Source organism: Brevibacillus parabrevis, from assembly GCF_022701015.1.
Classification (GTDB): Bacteria; Bacillota; Bacilli; order Brevibacillales; family Brevibacillaceae; genus Brevibacillus; species Brevibacillus parabrevis.
The window spans coordinates 4,520,697-4,535,735 of record NZ_CP064090.1; the positions used below are offsets into that span (position 1 = coordinate 4,520,697).

At 52.0% G+C, this 15,039-nt stretch carries 16 protein-coding genes; all 16 read right to left on the bottom strand.

Annotated elements, in window-relative coordinates:
* Positions 1 to 121: 121 nt before the first annotated feature.
* Positions 122 to 1,444 (bottom strand): diaminopimelate decarboxylase, encoded by a 1,323-nt coding sequence (gene lysA / locus IRJ17_RS20600; protein ID WP_173598782.1) that lies wholly within the window; start codon positions 1,442 to 1,444, stop codon positions 122 to 124.
* Between the two features lie 174 nt (positions 1,445 to 1,618).
* Complete coding sequence (locus tag IRJ17_RS20605; protein ID WP_122963631.1) at positions 1,619 to 3,088, bottom strand: spore germination protein; 1,470 nt, start codon at positions 3,086 to 3,088, stop codon at positions 1,619 to 1,621.
* Entirely contained in the window at positions 3,042 to 3,656 is a 615-nt protein-coding gene (gene spoVAEA, locus IRJ17_RS20610; RefSeq protein WP_122963632.1) for a stage V sporulation protein SpoVABEA, read from the bottom strand. The genes IRJ17_RS20605 and spoVAEA overlap by 47 nt, the downstream gene beginning before the upstream one ends.
* A gap of 31 nt (positions 3,657 to 3,687) precedes the next feature.
* The gene (spoVAE, locus tag IRJ17_RS20615) at positions 3,688 to 4,038 is read right to left on the bottom strand and encodes a stage V sporulation protein AE (protein WP_063226888.1); all 351 of its coding nucleotides are present in this window, start codon (positions 4,036 to 4,038) and stop codon (positions 3,688 to 3,690) included.
* Positions 4,038 to 5,063 (bottom strand): stage V sporulation protein AD, encoded by a 1,026-nt coding sequence (gene spoVAD, locus IRJ17_RS20620; RefSeq protein WP_122963633.1) that lies wholly within the window; start codon positions 5,061 to 5,063, stop codon positions 4,038 to 4,040. The genes spoVAE and spoVAD overlap by 1 nt, the downstream gene beginning before the upstream one ends.
* A gap of 16 nt (positions 5,064 to 5,079) precedes the next feature.
* Complete coding sequence (gene spoVAC / locus IRJ17_RS20625) at positions 5,080 to 5,565, bottom strand: stage V sporulation protein AC (protein WP_122963634.1); 486 nt, start codon at positions 5,563 to 5,565, stop codon at positions 5,080 to 5,082.
* Positions 5,566 to 5,670: 105 nt separating this feature from the next.
* Positions 5,671 to 6,090 (bottom strand): stage V sporulation protein AB, encoded by a 420-nt coding sequence (locus IRJ17_RS20630; protein ID WP_122963635.1) that lies wholly within the window; start codon positions 6,088 to 6,090, stop codon positions 5,671 to 5,673.
* Complete coding sequence (locus IRJ17_RS20635; RefSeq protein ID WP_173598780.1) at positions 6,087 to 6,701, bottom strand: stage V sporulation protein AA; 615 nt, start codon at positions 6,699 to 6,701, stop codon at positions 6,087 to 6,089. The genes IRJ17_RS20630 and IRJ17_RS20635 overlap by 4 nt, the downstream gene beginning before the upstream one ends.
* A 178-nt stretch (positions 6,702 to 6,879) precedes the next feature.
* Positions 6,880 to 7,635, bottom strand: coding sequence for an RNA polymerase sporulation sigma factor SigF (sigF, locus tag IRJ17_RS20640; protein ID WP_063226883.1), 756 nt, complete (start codon positions 7,633 to 7,635; stop codon positions 6,880 to 6,882).
* An 11-nt stretch (positions 7,636 to 7,646) separates the two neighbouring features.
* Entirely contained in the window at positions 7,647 to 8,075 is a 429-nt protein-coding gene (spoIIAB, locus tag IRJ17_RS20645; RefSeq protein WP_173595994.1) for an anti-sigma F factor, read from the bottom strand.
* A gap of 21 nt (positions 8,076 to 8,096) precedes the next feature.
* Positions 8,097 to 8,447, bottom strand: coding sequence for an anti-sigma F factor antagonist (gene spoIIAA, locus IRJ17_RS20650; protein WP_063226881.1), 351 nt, complete (start codon positions 8,445 to 8,447; stop codon positions 8,097 to 8,099).
* A 149-nt stretch (positions 8,448 to 8,596) separates the two neighbouring features.
* Positions 8,597 to 9,784: a D-alanyl-D-alanine carboxypeptidase family protein gene (locus IRJ17_RS20655; protein WP_217021760.1), complete on the bottom strand. Its 1,188-nt coding sequence runs from the start codon at positions 9,782 to 9,784 to the stop codon at positions 8,597 to 8,599.
* Between the two features lie 99 nt (positions 9,785 to 9,883).
* Positions 9,884 to 11,956 (bottom strand): methyl-accepting chemotaxis protein, encoded by a 2,073-nt coding sequence (locus IRJ17_RS20660; RefSeq protein WP_122965882.1) that lies wholly within the window; start codon positions 11,954 to 11,956, stop codon positions 9,884 to 9,886.
* Positions 11,957 to 12,134: 178 nt separating this feature from the next.
* Entirely contained in the window at positions 12,135 to 13,094 is a 960-nt protein-coding gene (locus IRJ17_RS20665; RefSeq protein ID WP_122965881.1) for an ABC transporter ATP-binding protein, read from the bottom strand.
* A gap of 14 nt (positions 13,095 to 13,108) precedes the next feature.
* Entirely contained in the window at positions 13,109 to 14,104 is a 996-nt protein-coding gene (locus IRJ17_RS20670) for an ABC transporter ATP-binding protein (protein ID WP_063226877.1), read from the bottom strand.
* 14 nt (positions 14,105 to 14,118) lie between these two features.
* On the bottom strand, positions 14,119 to 15,036 hold the full coding sequence (locus IRJ17_RS20675) for an ABC transporter permease (protein ID WP_122965880.1): 918 nt from the start codon (positions 15,034 to 15,036) through the stop codon (positions 14,119 to 14,121).
* Positions 15,037 to 15,039: the final 3 nt, after the last annotated feature.

A 15,039-nucleotide genomic window follows, 5' to 3' on the forward strand; every position in this document is an offset into this window, starting at 1 on the left:
TCCTCCTCGCCACCTCCATTATGGCAGGGAAGATTTAATTTTTCGTGAATGCCAGATGAAGGAAATATAAAGACCCTTCCTGTGCTTTTCGGAAGGGTCTTGGTCTGCTTTTTTGGATCGCTTAGCGCTGCAATTGCGCCCGTTTCGGCAAAAGATCGTGGCCGACGACATCTGCGTACGTCTCGCGTTTTACTACCAGCTCGGCTTCTCCCTCTTTGACGAACACAACAGCAGGACGAGCGATGCGGTTGTAGTTGTTGGACATGGAATATCCGTATGCGCCCGTGCTGGTTACGGCCAAAATGTCGCCAGCCGCAGCAGGAGGAAGCTTCACGTCCCAGATCAGCATATCGCCAGACTCACAGCATTTTCCGGCGATGGAGACGACTTCTGTGGCACTCTCGTTCATTTTGTTGGCAATCGCCGCTTCGTATTGCGCGTTGTACAGCGCCGGACGCAAGTTGTCCGTCATTCCGCCGTCAACGGCAACGTATTTGCGCACGTTCGGAATTTCTTTATGCGAACCGATTCGGTACAAAGTGGTGCCTGCATCTCCGACAATGCTGCGGCCCGGCTCGATCCACAGCTCAGGCAGCGGGATTTCACGCGCTGTCAGCTCCTCGCGCACGAGATCGGTAATCGCCTTGATGTACGTCTCGGCTGGCTGTGGCGTATCGCCCTCTACGTAGCGGATTCCGAAGCCGCCGCCGACATTCAGTACCTCTGGAAGGAAGCCATGCTTGTCTTTTGCGTCACCAAGCAACTCAGTCAACCGCTTCACCGCAACAAGGAAACCGTCTGTCTCAAAAATTTGCGAGCCGATATGGCTATGAACGCCCAATAAGTGCAGATGATTGCTCTCGTGCGCATAGCGGATCGCTTCCAGAGCTTGCCCGTTTTGCACATCGAAGCCGAATTTCGAGTCGATTTGCCCGGTGGAAATATATTCGTGCGTATGAGCTTCTACGCCAGGCGTTACGCGCAAGAGGACGGCAACCTTTTCGCCGCGCTCCTTCGCAACTTCTGCCAGCGTGTGCAGCTCATAAAAGTTGTCTACCACAAAACAGCCGATCTTCGCATCCAAAGCCATGTTGATTTCGTCCAGCGACTTGTTGTTGCCGTGGAAGTGAATGCGGTCAGCAGGAAAGCCCGCTTGCAAGGCTGTGTACAGCTCCCCGCCCGATACGACGTCGAGCGAAAGCCCTTCCTCCTCGATCAGCTTGCACATCGCCATCGTACAGAAAGCTTTGCTTGCGTAAGCTACCTGAAAAGAGAATCCCGTCTGGCTGAACGCCTCCACAAAGCTGCGGCATTTCGCGCGAATTTGCGCCTCGTCATAGACGTACAGCGGTGTTCCGTACGTAGCCGCCAGACTTGTTGTGTCACAGCCCCCGATTTCAAGATGCCCCTGCTCGTTTACTCGACTTGTCCCGTGTAAAAACATATTTGGCTCCTCCCAGTCTGATCACGCCGATCCTAATAGCCCAGATCCTATAGAGAAAGGCAACCGACAAAAAGCGTCAGTTGCCAAACATAACAAGCATCGTAAGGCTTCCCCATTCAATGTACTACAAGGCTGTGCGTTTGACAATGGGTGTTGGCATCCGTTTTCAGAATATTATTGCCGCGAGGAATTTTGGGAGCGAACGATGCTGGGCCGATTATTTTTGCTAGGAACGGCAAGCCGGACGACCACATCCTTCATCGCCTTGTAGTTGAAAGGGATGAACGGCCACAAATACGGCGTGTTGAGGGAACGCGTCGCAGCGAGTCCGACCAGCACAGCCAAAAAGCCGATCATCAAGCCAGGTGTGGAGAAGAAGCCCACCATCAGAATCAAAAAGATGCGGACGAGCCGATTCGCCAGTCCCAACTCATAGCTAGGCGTCGCAAACATCCCGATGGCCGCCACGGCCAGATAGAGAATGACTTCGGGCGCAAACAGTCCGACCTTGATCGCAACGTCACCGACCAGAATCGCAGCTAACAAGCCCATGGCCACTGACAGCGGCGCAGGCGTATGAATCGCCGCCATTCGCATGAGATCAAGCCCCACCTCTGCGAGCAGAAACTGCACCAGCAGCGGGATACTGCCCTTGTCCTTCATTCCGATAAAATCAAGCTGCTCCGGAATCATCGATGGGTGCATCACCATGAGCAGCCAGATTGGCAGGACGAAGACGGAAGCGAAAATCCCGAAAAAGCGCACCCACCGCAAGTAGGCACCGACCACAGGGGTTTGCCGATACTCCTCCGCGTGCTGAACGTGATGAAAGTAAGTCGCTGGTGTAATCATTACGCTCGGAGACGTATCCACATAGATCAGGACGTGCCCCTCCAAAAGGTGGACAGCGGCTACGTCTGGCCGTTCCGTGTAGCGAACGAGCGGAAACGGATTCAACGTTTTTCCGATAATAAACTCCTCAATCGTCTTTTCCGCCATCGGAATCCCGTCGATCTGGATATTTTGCAGCCGTTCTTTCAACTCATCGACAAGCTGCGGGTTCGCCACATCTTGCAAATAGGCGACCGCTACATCCGTTTTGGTGCGCTCCCCCACTTGCATGATTTCAAACCGCAATCGCTCGTCGCGGATTCTTCTGCGCGTCAAAACCGTGTTGATGACAAGCGTCTCCGTGAAACCGTCATGCGCCCCGCGCACGATCCGCTCGGTGTCTGGCTCTTGCGGGGAACGCGTCGGCAAAATTTTCGTATCCATGATGATCGCGTGATTCGAGCGATCGAGGATCAGGCCAACTTGCCCGACGAGCAGCTTGTCCATAAATTCGTCTGTCGTATCGACCTTGGCAAGCTGGTAGAAAGGAATGAATTTGTAAAACAGCGTTTCAAACAGGCTATCTGTGATGTCCCGGCCGCGCAAGTCGTTGATTTCGCGCATGATTTGCGAGACGAGCATACTCTCGGCAAAACCGTTTATGTAGTACATGAGCAGCTTCGTATTGCCCACAAAAAATTCGTGAACTCCGATGTCGAAGCTTTTTCCTACGCCAAGCCTGTCGTTCAAATACTCCTTGTTTTCCTCAATCCGCTCTGAGATCGGCCGTCTTTTCTCTGTGACTGTCGTCATAGGCGCCGCTCCTTTCCATGATCCACTGCACTGCTCTCTTGGTGATCGGGCAGCCATTTTGCAAGCTGTCACGGCCGTCCATTTTCCCGATATCCCCGATTCCGATGACATTCGGCAGCTTCAACGTGTTCAAAATGTCAACAGTATCGCCGTAAATGCGATGCTGGAGCTGCCCGTCTGCATATCCGTCCTTATCCACCGCTTCTTCTACGATCTGTCCCTGGTTGTCGACTGAATAGGCCACAGTCGCTCCATGAACCCATTTCGTATTGGAAGCAACGGCAATGACGCCGATTACTTCAATGTCAGGATGCAAAGCGACGTACTCAATCGCCCGCTCCCCGCGCCCTTTGCCGTAATCGCCGTTGTCATCAAACATGACGATGACCGGATCATGCGGAGTCATTTTGATCAGCTCTACCACCTGTTCGCCCCTTACAGGAGTCGGGTTTCCGGCCGAAAGCGAGATGCATCTGCCTCCCAGCTCTCTCGCGACGCTTTCTACAGCTTTTTGTGCGATATGATCGCCATCTGTTACCAAAATGACCTTGCGCCGCATTTGCTCCATCGTTTGCTCACCGCCTCTGCTCGCCTAGACGTCAGCCTTTTGGTTTGAAGACGAGTGAAGCCAGAAAACCGAACGCGATCGCCGCCGATATCCCTGCACTGGTGACCTCGAAAATGCCGGTAGTCACCCCGATCAGGCCATGTTGCTCCGCCTCGCTGATCGCTCCGTGATACAGCGCATGGCCGAAGCTTGTGATCGGCACCGTAGCACCCGCTCCGGCGAAGTCGATGAATTTGTCGTAAACGCCAACAAAATCAAGCACGACACCTGCGACAACCAACGTACTCATGACATGGGCTGGCGTGAGCTTGCCGACGTCGAGCAAAAGCTGTCCGACGACGCATACAAGCCCGCCCACGACAAAAGCAATCACATATTCCATCATTGTCCTCCTTCGAGCGCGACCGCGTGCGCGATGCACGGAATCGAATTGCCTTGCTGGGTGCTGACCGGGCTTAACAGCGCGCCTGTCGCGCATACGAGCACTTTTTTCAGCAACCCGCGGTTCAACTGATCCACAATATGGCTGTAGGTCACGACCGCGCTGCTTGCACAGCCGCTGCCGCCAGCGAACACATCCTGATCGGGCGTGTAGATCATCAGGCCGCAATCGTTGTACACCTGATCCATGTCGTAGCCTTCCGCCAGCATCAGCTCTTTTACGATCGGATAGCCGACCGATGCGAGATCGCCCGTCACGATCAAATCGTAGTCTTGCGGCTTTCTGCCCGTGTCCTGAAAATGAGCCAAAAAAGTCGAGACGGCTGCTGGCGCCATCGCTGAGCCCATATCCAGCGGGTCCTTGATTCCCATGTCCACTACTTTGCCCATCGTCGCATACGTGATGCGCGGTCCCGTCCCTCCGATGCCAACCAGCCCAGCCCCTGCGCCCGTGACCGTCCATTGCGCCGTGGGCGGCTTTTGTCCGCCGTATTCCGTCGGATAGCGATATTGGCGCTCGGCTGTGGCGTTGTGGCTGCTGCAAGCGGCAATCGCTCTGTTGGCATATCCGGCATTCACCAGAGCGGCAGCCGTAGCCAAAGTGAGCATGGACGTCGAGCACGCCCCGTACATGCCCAGAAGCGGGATCTCCAGCTTTTCGGCAGTGAAATTGGTCGTGATGTTTTGATTCAGCAAATCGCCCGCCAAAATGGCATCGACTTCGCTGCCCGCGATCCCCGCTTTTTTCAGCGCAGCCGAAACAGCGTCCTCCAGCAGCTGTCGCTCGGCGTTCTCCCACGTATTCTGCCCGGCGTACATGTCGTCGTGAATGACGTCAAACAAAGAGGCGAGCGGTCCTTCCCCTTCCTTGGGGCCGACAGCTACCGCCGAGCTTTGCAAGCGGACATTCTGGTCGAAGTGCCAGGTTTGGCGGCTCACCCGTTTCAGATGTGGATTGCTCGACACAGCCAGCCCTCCCGTCTTAGAAAAACATGTTGATCAAGCTTTTTAAAATGCCTGCGACAAAGGCTGCCACTACCCCAAACACAATGACCGAGCCTGCCAGCTTGAACATGTTGCCGCCCACTCCGAGGACAAGTCCTTCGCTGCGATGCTCGATGGCAGCCGAAGCGATGGAGTTGGCAAACCCTGTTACCGGAACAGCCGAGCCTGCCCCGGCATACTGGCCGATGTTGTCATAGACGCCAAGCCCCGTCAGCAAAACCGATAAAAAGATCAGCGTGGCAACCGTCGGATTGCTCGCCGTCTTCTCTGTAAAGCCGAAGAAATGGATGTACATGTTTTGTACGGCCTGTCCGAGAAGGCAGATCGTACCTCCTACCCAAAACGCCCGCAACGAGTTCAGGAGGACATTACGCTTGGGCTGAAATTTGGAAGCCTGCTGCTGGTATAGCTGCTTCGTCATCTGCAACGATCCAGCCGGCTTCGATTTCGTTTTGGTTGCCATGCCCTTTCACTCCTTTGTGAGTCCATATTTCCTGCGAGGTAAGACGTCTCATACCTCTATCTTTCCTTTTTCAAACTTTGCCTATGAATAGCGGTATTTACCAATTCACAGATGCAACAGCCACTGCAAGAGCGATCCGGTCACTTTGCCAAACACGACTGCCATCAACAGAAACAACAGGCTGCCGTCCATGCTGAGCCGTTTTGCCAGGATCGGAAAGACGTTCAGCACTTCCGTCAGCCCGGCCGCCAATGTCCCGACGAAGATTCCCGCAAACAGGCCGTAAACAGCCGTAACCACATTCGGCCAATGAGCACCGAGATGAAAAAAGTCGATCAACGTAAAAAAAAGCGCCCCCATCACCAAGGCCCATTCGAAAGCGCGGATGTGACGGTGAGCATTGGTCAGTTGCGTCAGCCTCGGAATAATGTCCAGCACGGCGATGAAAGCGACAAGCCCGCTCCCGACCGCAAGCCCGCCCCCTAGTCCAATCAAGACCAGCAAACCGCATTCCCATACACTCATAGCTTCGTCCGCTGGTTTTCTTTATTCTCGTTTTGAATGTAGTATTGATCGAGACTTTGCTGGTACATGAACAGCTCCACTTCCAGGGGGCTTGGTTCTTCGTTGATTTTTTTCTGGAAAATGTGATTGAAAAACAGGATCATCCCCATGCCGATCCCGATGGAGTATGGGATTTGCAACCAGAGCGGCTGCTCGCTTCGCTCTCCTGTGATCAAATAAAAAATGCGTTCGTGCACCTCGCGCATGCTGACATCGGTGTGAAAGTTCATGATCGCAAGGCCAGAGCCGATAAACAAAAGCACCCAGACGAGAGCGACCAGGACGGGATTTGCTTTTTTGCGCGGATTCAACACTTCCACGATAATTTGCGGCGAACCTTGAATCTCCAGCTCCACCTCCGGGTAGACGGAACGAACACGCTGGATCACTTGCATAATATCGATGACGATCAAATTCCCGTCTGTCGGCTTTACTTGATAAATCGGCATTCGCTTCAACGCTTCCTCGCGTTCCCCGTCCCAAAAAAGCTGGCAAATATCGCCCAAGGCAATCATCGCTTCCGGCTTGACGGCCAACCGCTTTCTCAGACGAAGAAACAGCGCGTCTTTCATGAAATCTCCTCCCTGCTACGAGCTACTCATTTATCCGGTAGTATGTACCCGCAGCCAAAACGCATACCCGAAAAGGTAGCGCTGAAAGAGCAAAGCACCGCACTGCCCGCATGAATACATGAAAAAACACCCAGGCGCGTTGGCTTGAGTGTTTTCGCACGTACATTCATTCATGCTATCAGTGTTCAATCTGATCCTTGATCGTTTGCAAAATGCGCTTTTCCAGACGCGAAACCTGGACTTGCGAGATTCCGAGCCGCTCTGCGACTTCGGATTGGGTCTGATCCTTGTAGTAGCGCAAGTACACAATGAGCTGCTCACGCTCGCTCAACCGACTGATCGCGTCTTTGAGCGCAATTTTTTCAAACCACTTGTTTACGCCCTCATCGGCGATCTGGTCGATCAGTGTAATCGGATCTCCGTCATTCTCAAAAACCGTCTCATGAATCGAGGAAGGCGCCCGATTCGCTTCCTGGGCAAACACGACTTCCTCCGGTGTGATCCCCACGGCTTCGGCTACCTCCGCGATCGTGGGTGCACGGCCAAATTGCTTGTACAGCTCATCCTTTGTTCGTCGTACCTTGTTCGCGGTCTCTTTGAGCGATCGACTTACCTTGACTGTCCCGTCATCACGCAAGAACCGTTGAATCTCTCCAATAATCATCGGCACCGCATACGTCGAAAAGCGCACGTCATAGGATAGGTCAAATTTATCTACGGCTTTCAAGAGGCCAATACACCCAATTTGAAACAAATCATCCGCTTCGTATCCACGGTTGATAAAACGCTGGACGACGGACCAGACCAGCCGGATATTGCTGTTCACAAGAAGCTCACGCGCATCGGTATCTCCAGCCTGGCTTTTGGCGATTAGCTCTTTCACTTGGTCATTGGTCAGAAATGGTTGACTCGCATTTTTGATATCGGCACCCATTGGCACTACCCCTAATTTTGCAAGGCTTTGGCAAACGACAGGCGTTTGGTCAAACGAACGGTTGTCCCTTTACCAACAGCCGTCGCGACTTCCAAAGAATCCATGAAATTCTCCATAATGGTAAAGCCCATACCCGAACGTTCCAGCTCAGGCTTGGTCGTATACAACGGCTGCATCGCCTGCTCCACATCCTCAATTCCTTTTCCGTTGTCTTCCACGACCAGATCAATGGCTCCCTCTTCGATCCGCACAGAAATATGTACGACCCCTTCCGGATTTTCGTCATAGCCGTGAATGATCGCATTGGTGACGGCTTCCGATACGACCGTCTTGATTTCCTCCAGCTCATCCATCGTGATATCGAGCTGCGAGATAAAGGAGGCGACAGCAATTCGTGCGAACGCCTCGTTTTGGCTCATTGCAGCAAATGATACGGACATAAAATTGCGCTGTACCTTCACTTACGCCACCCCCAGAACAAGCAGTGCATCTGCTTCATTTTCGCGGAACTTGATTACCTTGAACAGGCCAGACATTTCAAAGATCCGGTAAATGGTCGGGTTGATCGAGCACACGTACATTTCACCCGAACGGGCAGATATTTGCTTGTAGCGTCCCAAAATCACGCCGATACCGGAGCTGTCCATAAAGGCCAAATCAGCCAGGCTCAGCACGATATGACGAATGTTGGGGGTGCGCAAAAGTTCATCCACTTTGCTCCGCAGCTCTTCCGCTGTATGATGGTCCAGCTCTCCTTGCAGGCGGATCACCAGCACGTCTTGCCGGGTCTCCATCGCAATCCGCAAACTCATGGCTGACTCACTCCTTCTCCCTTGAATAAACCTCTCTTTCTGCTTCGGACAAACCAATTCCTGCCAGGCGACAAAAGAACAAAAAAATCGAGCAGCCGCGCCATCGCATTCGAGGCAACTCGATTCTTTTCGCGCTTTGTTGTCGTGTGTCAGTAGCTGATCAAAACACTCTTGGTTGTCCGCTTGAGAATCTCCCACATGTTTGCCTTATTCACTTGTTGCTCAGGCATCAGATCAATCCTGTTCACTTCGCGGCCGTCTTTTGTACGAATAAAAATGTGGCCGACGACCTGGTCTTTGGAAATCGGAGCGTTGACAGCAGGATTCATGACGATTTCTTTCGTGTACGTGTCCGCTGATTCTCCTTTTTTCATCAGCAAACTGACAGCGTGCGGCGTGACCACATTAATCTGTGGCACTTGCCCTTTGTCCACGGTGAGCGATTGAACCGCCTGGCCTTTTTTGTACATCGGCATCACCTGAAAATGGGTGAAAGCGTAATTGAACATGGTCGAAACTTCGTTGTTGCGCGTTTTGACATCCGGCTCGCCCATGACGACGGCAATGATCCGCATGTCGTTGCGCTTGGCCGTCGCGGTCAAACAATACTTGGCTTCGCCTGTATAGCCTGTTTTCAGGCCGTCTACGCCTTCGTAAAAGCGGACAAGTCGATTCGTATTGACCAGCCAGAAAGGACTTGCCGAATCCTTGCGCAAGTAATCCTGGTACGTGCCTGTAAACTTCGTGATCCCATCGTGCTTCAAAAGCTCGCGCGACATGATCGCGATATCGGCCGCAGAAGAGTAGTGATTTTCCGCAGGCAAGCCGTTGGAGTTGACAAAGTGCGTGTTTTTCATCCCTAGTTGTTTGGCCCGCTCGTTCATGCGGTTCACAAAGCCCTCTTCCGTTCCGCCCAGATGCTCAGCCATCGCTACCGAGGCGTCGTTTCCGGAAGCGATCGCAATTCCTTTGATCATGTCTTCCACGGTCATTTCTTCGCCCGGTTGCAAAAAGATTTGCGATCCTCCCATCGAAGCCGCCCGTTCGCTGGCCCTGACCTTATCTGTAAATTTAAGCTCTCCCCGCTCCACCGCCTCCATAATCAAGAGCATCGTCATCACCTTGGTGATGCTGGCGGGTGGCATTTTTTCATTCGCATTTTTTTCGTACAAAACCGTTCCTGTATCTGCTTCGATCATAATGGCAGACGAGGCATGCGGGGCAAAATTCATCTCCCCTTGTTGCGGAGCCGCTTTTTCTTTTGCCAAAGCACCCATCGGAGAAAAGATGGTTACAAGCATGATGAAGCAAGAAGCCAAGTATCCTATCCGTTTCATAGCAGTCTCTTCCCTCCATTCATGGTTTTATTCTCACCCAGGGGGAAGGAAAATATTCACAAGAAAAAACCCTTCCACATTTCGCAGAAGGGTTTCGTTTTAGATCACAAACCGGCTGACGTTCTCGGTCAAGTCGTCTGCCATCTTTTTCAGTTGTTCCACATTTTCATTGATGCGTGCAATCGAATTGAGCTGCTCATCGACCGTCTCGACGACGCCTGAGATCGAATCGCTGATCTCATCCGACATGCTTGCCAGACGTTGCATCGAGTTGGTGACCACCTGATTGCCCGCAGCCATTTCCTCAGATGTCGCCGTCATCGATTCGCTCTGCTCGGCAGCCGATTGAATCTCGGCTACGATGTTTTGGAAGGTCGTACCCACAGACTCGACAGACTTCAGTCCGCCGCCGACCATGGTGACGATTTCGTCCATGTGCTTGCTCATGTCCATCGCTTCGTCGTTAATCGAATGGGCAATCGCCGCAATCCGCTCGGAGAAAGAACTGCTCTCCTCGGCCAGCTTGCGCACTTCGCTTGCTACGACAGAGAAGCCGCGTCCGGCATCGCCAGCGCGTGCAGCTTCAATCGCCGCGTTCAACGCCAGCAAATTGGTCTGCGATGCGATACTCGTAATCATTTCGACAATGCTGGTAATCTCGCGCGCACGCTCGCGCAAACTGTGCATCTGCGTAGCGGTACGCTCTACCTCGTCTGTCGCCTTGCGAACGGTGTCGATTACGTTTTCCACCAGCTGCATACCGCCCTGGGCACGCTCAAACGTCCGTGTCGTCGCAATAGACGTCGACTCCGCTGCAATCGCTACCTGCTCAACCCCTTGCGAAATCTCGGAGACGGTCGTTGCCGTCGCCTGCACTTCGTTGGTTTGAGTGGACACGCGCTGCGCGATCGTCGAGATGTTATCCGTAATGACGCTGATTGCCCCTTTGTTGTCCTGGGCAAACTGCGTCAGTTCGTCAGTCGCCACGTTCAACTGGGTTGCTTGTCCTTGTACAAGCGCAATCAGCTTGCGCAACTCGGCAGCCATCTCATTCATTTTGCGGCCGACCATCGCCAGCTCGTCATTGCCGTTTACTTTGACATGAACATCGAAGTGACCGGAACCGATGCGATCCATGTCTCTTGCAATCGCAAACAGCGAGAGGCGAATCCGCTTGGCGAACCACCAGATTGCCCATACAGACAAACCGATAATCGGCAGGCTGAACAGGACAAAGTACAGCCACATTCCGTTTACTTCCCCGTATACTTCATCGCTGCCTGTCGACAGGACGATATTCCACTTCAACAGTTGAATCGGTGCAAAAGCTGCAAAAGAGCCTTTGCCGTGATCGGAGTACAACAAGCTGTTGCTTGTATCGTGCTTCATCAGTTCGAGCATTTCTGCGTAGTCTGCTTGTCCCGCCAAAACAAGCTTGTTGTTGTTTTGCGGGTTTTGGTGCGCCACAACCAGACCATCCTGGCGAACAACAAAAGCGTAGCCATTTTGCATGAAGGAGATTTCAGGGATTTTCTGGATCATTTGATCGATCGTGAATCCGACAATAAACAAGCGGCTCTTGTCGCTGTTTTTCTCTCCTACAGGTGTCGCAATATAAAGAAAACTTTTATTAATGCCTTCAGCGATTTCCTCGTCAGAAATGACCGTTTTCCCGGTACTCATGACCCTTTGGAAATACTGCTTTTGCTTGAAGTCGATTTCGTTTTTCCCGGTCAACGAGTAGAGCGATTTCCCGGTATTGCTGTCTACTAAGTAAATTTTGGAGATTTCCTTATGGGATTGACGCATGAGCGTGAACTGCTCCATGATCAGCGGCTCCAGCTCTGTCATCATCACGCGCTTGGATGCTGTCGATTCGCTCGTTTTGACGATCGTCTGTATCCAGTCTTCCATGCTGGCTGCGTGCTGCTCTGCCAACATTTTTGCTTGCTTGGATGTAATGGAGAACAAAGTTGATTTGGAGAAAGAAAGCGCTATGTATTGCAAAGAACCAATAATGATAAGTACAAGAATCAGGCCAAAGACTATCATCTTTGTTGCCAGGGAGCCGCGCAGTTTTTCCGTTGCGAGCAGGCTCTTGATGTTTACTTTACCTGAAAGCGAGAATCCAGCCCCTTTCTTTTTCCATTTCGGCGACAAAAATCGGCTCATGATGCTGCCCCCTTTTCATACCCTACATTTTACCAGTAATGGTGTTGAAAAAAAATACCCCTGAGAAAGCTATCAAGGGTACTTATACCCCGTTTTCCAAGTGGTAAAACCTCCATTTATGAAAGGGAAGCGAGTCCCGGTCAGACTCAACCGAGAGCTCGCTTTCTTCATGAAAGGACTAGTTGTACAAATGACAAGCAGCGAAGTGTCCTGGCTCGACTTCCTTCCATACTGGCACAGAAGCAGCGCATTCCGGCATTGCTTTCGGGCAACGCGTGCGGAAATGGCAACCGCTTGGCGGGTTCATTGGGCTTGGCACGTCGCCTTGCAGGACGATGCGCTCACGGTTGCGCTCGATCTCTGGGTCTGGAATCGGAATTGCAGACAGCAGAGCTTGCGTATACGGATGAAGCGGCTTTTCATACAAAGCATCACTTTCAGCCAATTCAACCATTTTACCCAGGTACATAACGGCTACACGGTCCGAAATGTATTTTACCATCGACAGGTCATGGGCGATGAACATGTATGTCAGGCCCATTTTTTCCTGAAGCTGCTCAAGCAAGTTGACAACCTGCGCCTGAACGGATACGTCCAGCGCGGAAATCGGCTCGTCACAAACGATGAATTTCGGTTCTACCGCCAGCGCACGGGCAATCCCGATCCGCTGACGCTGACCACCGGAAAATTCATGTGGAAAACGGTTCATATGCTCAGGGTTCAAGCTAACCAAAGAGAGCAGCTCTTGGATGCGCTCTTTGCGCTTTTGCCCGGATGCCAGATTGTGAATGTCCAGCGCTTCGCCGATGATGTCTCCAACCGTCATACGCGGGTTCAAGGAAGCGTACGGGTCTTGGAAAATCATTTGCATGTTTCGGCGCATCGCCTTCATTTCCTGATGATTCAAATTCATGATGCTTTTGCCTTCAAAGAGGACGTCCCCGCCAGTCGCGTCATATAGACGCAAAATCGTACGACCCGCGGTGGACTTCCCACAGCCTGATTCTCCTACAACGCCGAGAGTTTCTCCCCGTTTAATTTCAAACGAGATATCATTCACAGCTTTCAGAGTATTATCTCCAATGGAAAAGAACTTTTTCAAGTTGCGTACTTCAATGAGTGTATCGCGGTTATCCACTGTTTACCCTCCTCCTACGATCCTGCGTGGTTCTGAGCGAGCGGATGCTGCAACCAGCAAGCTGCTCGTTGGGTCGTGCTGATTTCGTTCAACTCAGGATCGATCTCCTGGCAAACACGCATAGCCGATTCGCAGCGAGCGGTAAAACCACAGCCCACTGGCGGACGCAGAAGATCCGGTGGAGTTCCAAAAATCGGCGTCAGCGGCTCGTCGCGGTTCAAGTCCAGGCGCGGTACAGAGCGCAGCAGACCTTTTGTATACGGGTGTTGCGGATTGTAGAAAATGTCATCTACCGTTCCGGTTTCAATCACTTTCCCCGCATACATAACGATAACGCGGTCACACATCTCGGCAACGACACCCAAGTCATGTGTAATGAGGATAATGGAGGTACCCGTTTTCTTTTGGAGATCTTTCATCAAATCCAAAATCTGAGCCTGAATAGTTACATCCAAAGCTGTTGTCGGCTCATCTGCTATCAACAGCTTGGGCGAACAGGCGAGGGAAATAGCGATCATCGCCCGTTGGCGCATACCGCCGGAAAACTCGTGTGGATATTGCTCCACACGTTTTTCCGGTTGCGGAATGCCAACCATGGTCAACAGTTCAATCGCACGATCACGAGCAGCTGCGCGGCTCATGTTTTGGTGCTTGATCAAACCTTCTGTGATTTGGTTCCCGATGGTCATCGTTGGGTTCAACGATGTCATCGGGTCTTGGAAGATCATCCCGATATCTTTCCCGCGGATGGATTCCATTTCTTTATTGGACTTTTTGACGATATTCTCTCCATTGAAGAGGATTTCGCCTTTTTTAATATCGCCTGGCGGCATCGGGATCAGCTTCATGAGGGTTTGAGCGGTTACGGATTTACCGCAACCGGACTCCCCTACAATCGCTACTGCTTCCCCGCGATTTACGTGAAAATTAACGCCTCGTACTGCTTTCACTTCACCTGCATACGTATGGAAGGAAACATGCAGGTCTTTTACTTCGAGAATGCGTTCCATAACGATGATCCCTCCTATTTACGCAGGCGTGGGTCTACTGCATCGCGCAGACCGTCACCAAACAAGTTGAATGCCAAGATGGTCACGGAGATGAAAATGGCCGGGAACATCAGACGCCACGGATAGTACTTCATGGCAGGCAAGCCTTCAGAGGACATGGTTCCCCACGACGCAACCGGCGCCGCTACCCCCAGACCGATAAAGGACAGGAAGGACTCTGCGAAAATCGCAGAAGGTACAGTCAAGCTCAGTGTAACGATGATTGGACCCAAAGCGTTTGGAATCAAGTGTTTGAAGATCAGGCGACCGCTGTCAGCACCAAGGGAGCGAGCTGCCAGGACGAACTCCTGTGATTTGAGCTGCAAAATCTGCCCGCGCACAATCCGGGCCATCCCAATCCACCCCGTTATCGTCAAGGCGATAATAATCGTTCCGACCCCCGGGGATAAGACGACCATCAGCAAAATAACAACGAGCAAGTAAGGAATAGCGAACAAAATATCAGCGAAACGCATCATCAATTCATCTACTTTTCCGCCGTAGAAACCAGCGATACCGCCCCAGATTACACCAATGATCAAGTCGATGAAGGCAGCAGCAAGACCAACCTCCAAGGAAATACGAGCACCATACCAGATACGGACAAACATGTCGCGACCGAGGTCATCGGTACCAAACCAGTGTTCAGCAGACGGCTTTTTGTTTTTGCCAGCCAGGTCTGTAGTGAAATAGTCATTGGAAGACACCATCGGGATGACGATTGCACATACCATCAGTGCAACGATAAAAATCAGGGAAGCCATAGCAACTTTATTCATTTTCAAGCGACGCCATACATCCGCCCAGAAAGAAAGGCTAGGACGCTTGATCGCTTCAGCTTGACGAAGATCGACTGAAACCGGTTGAAAATGCTCTTTAGTCAATTGCTGCATGTT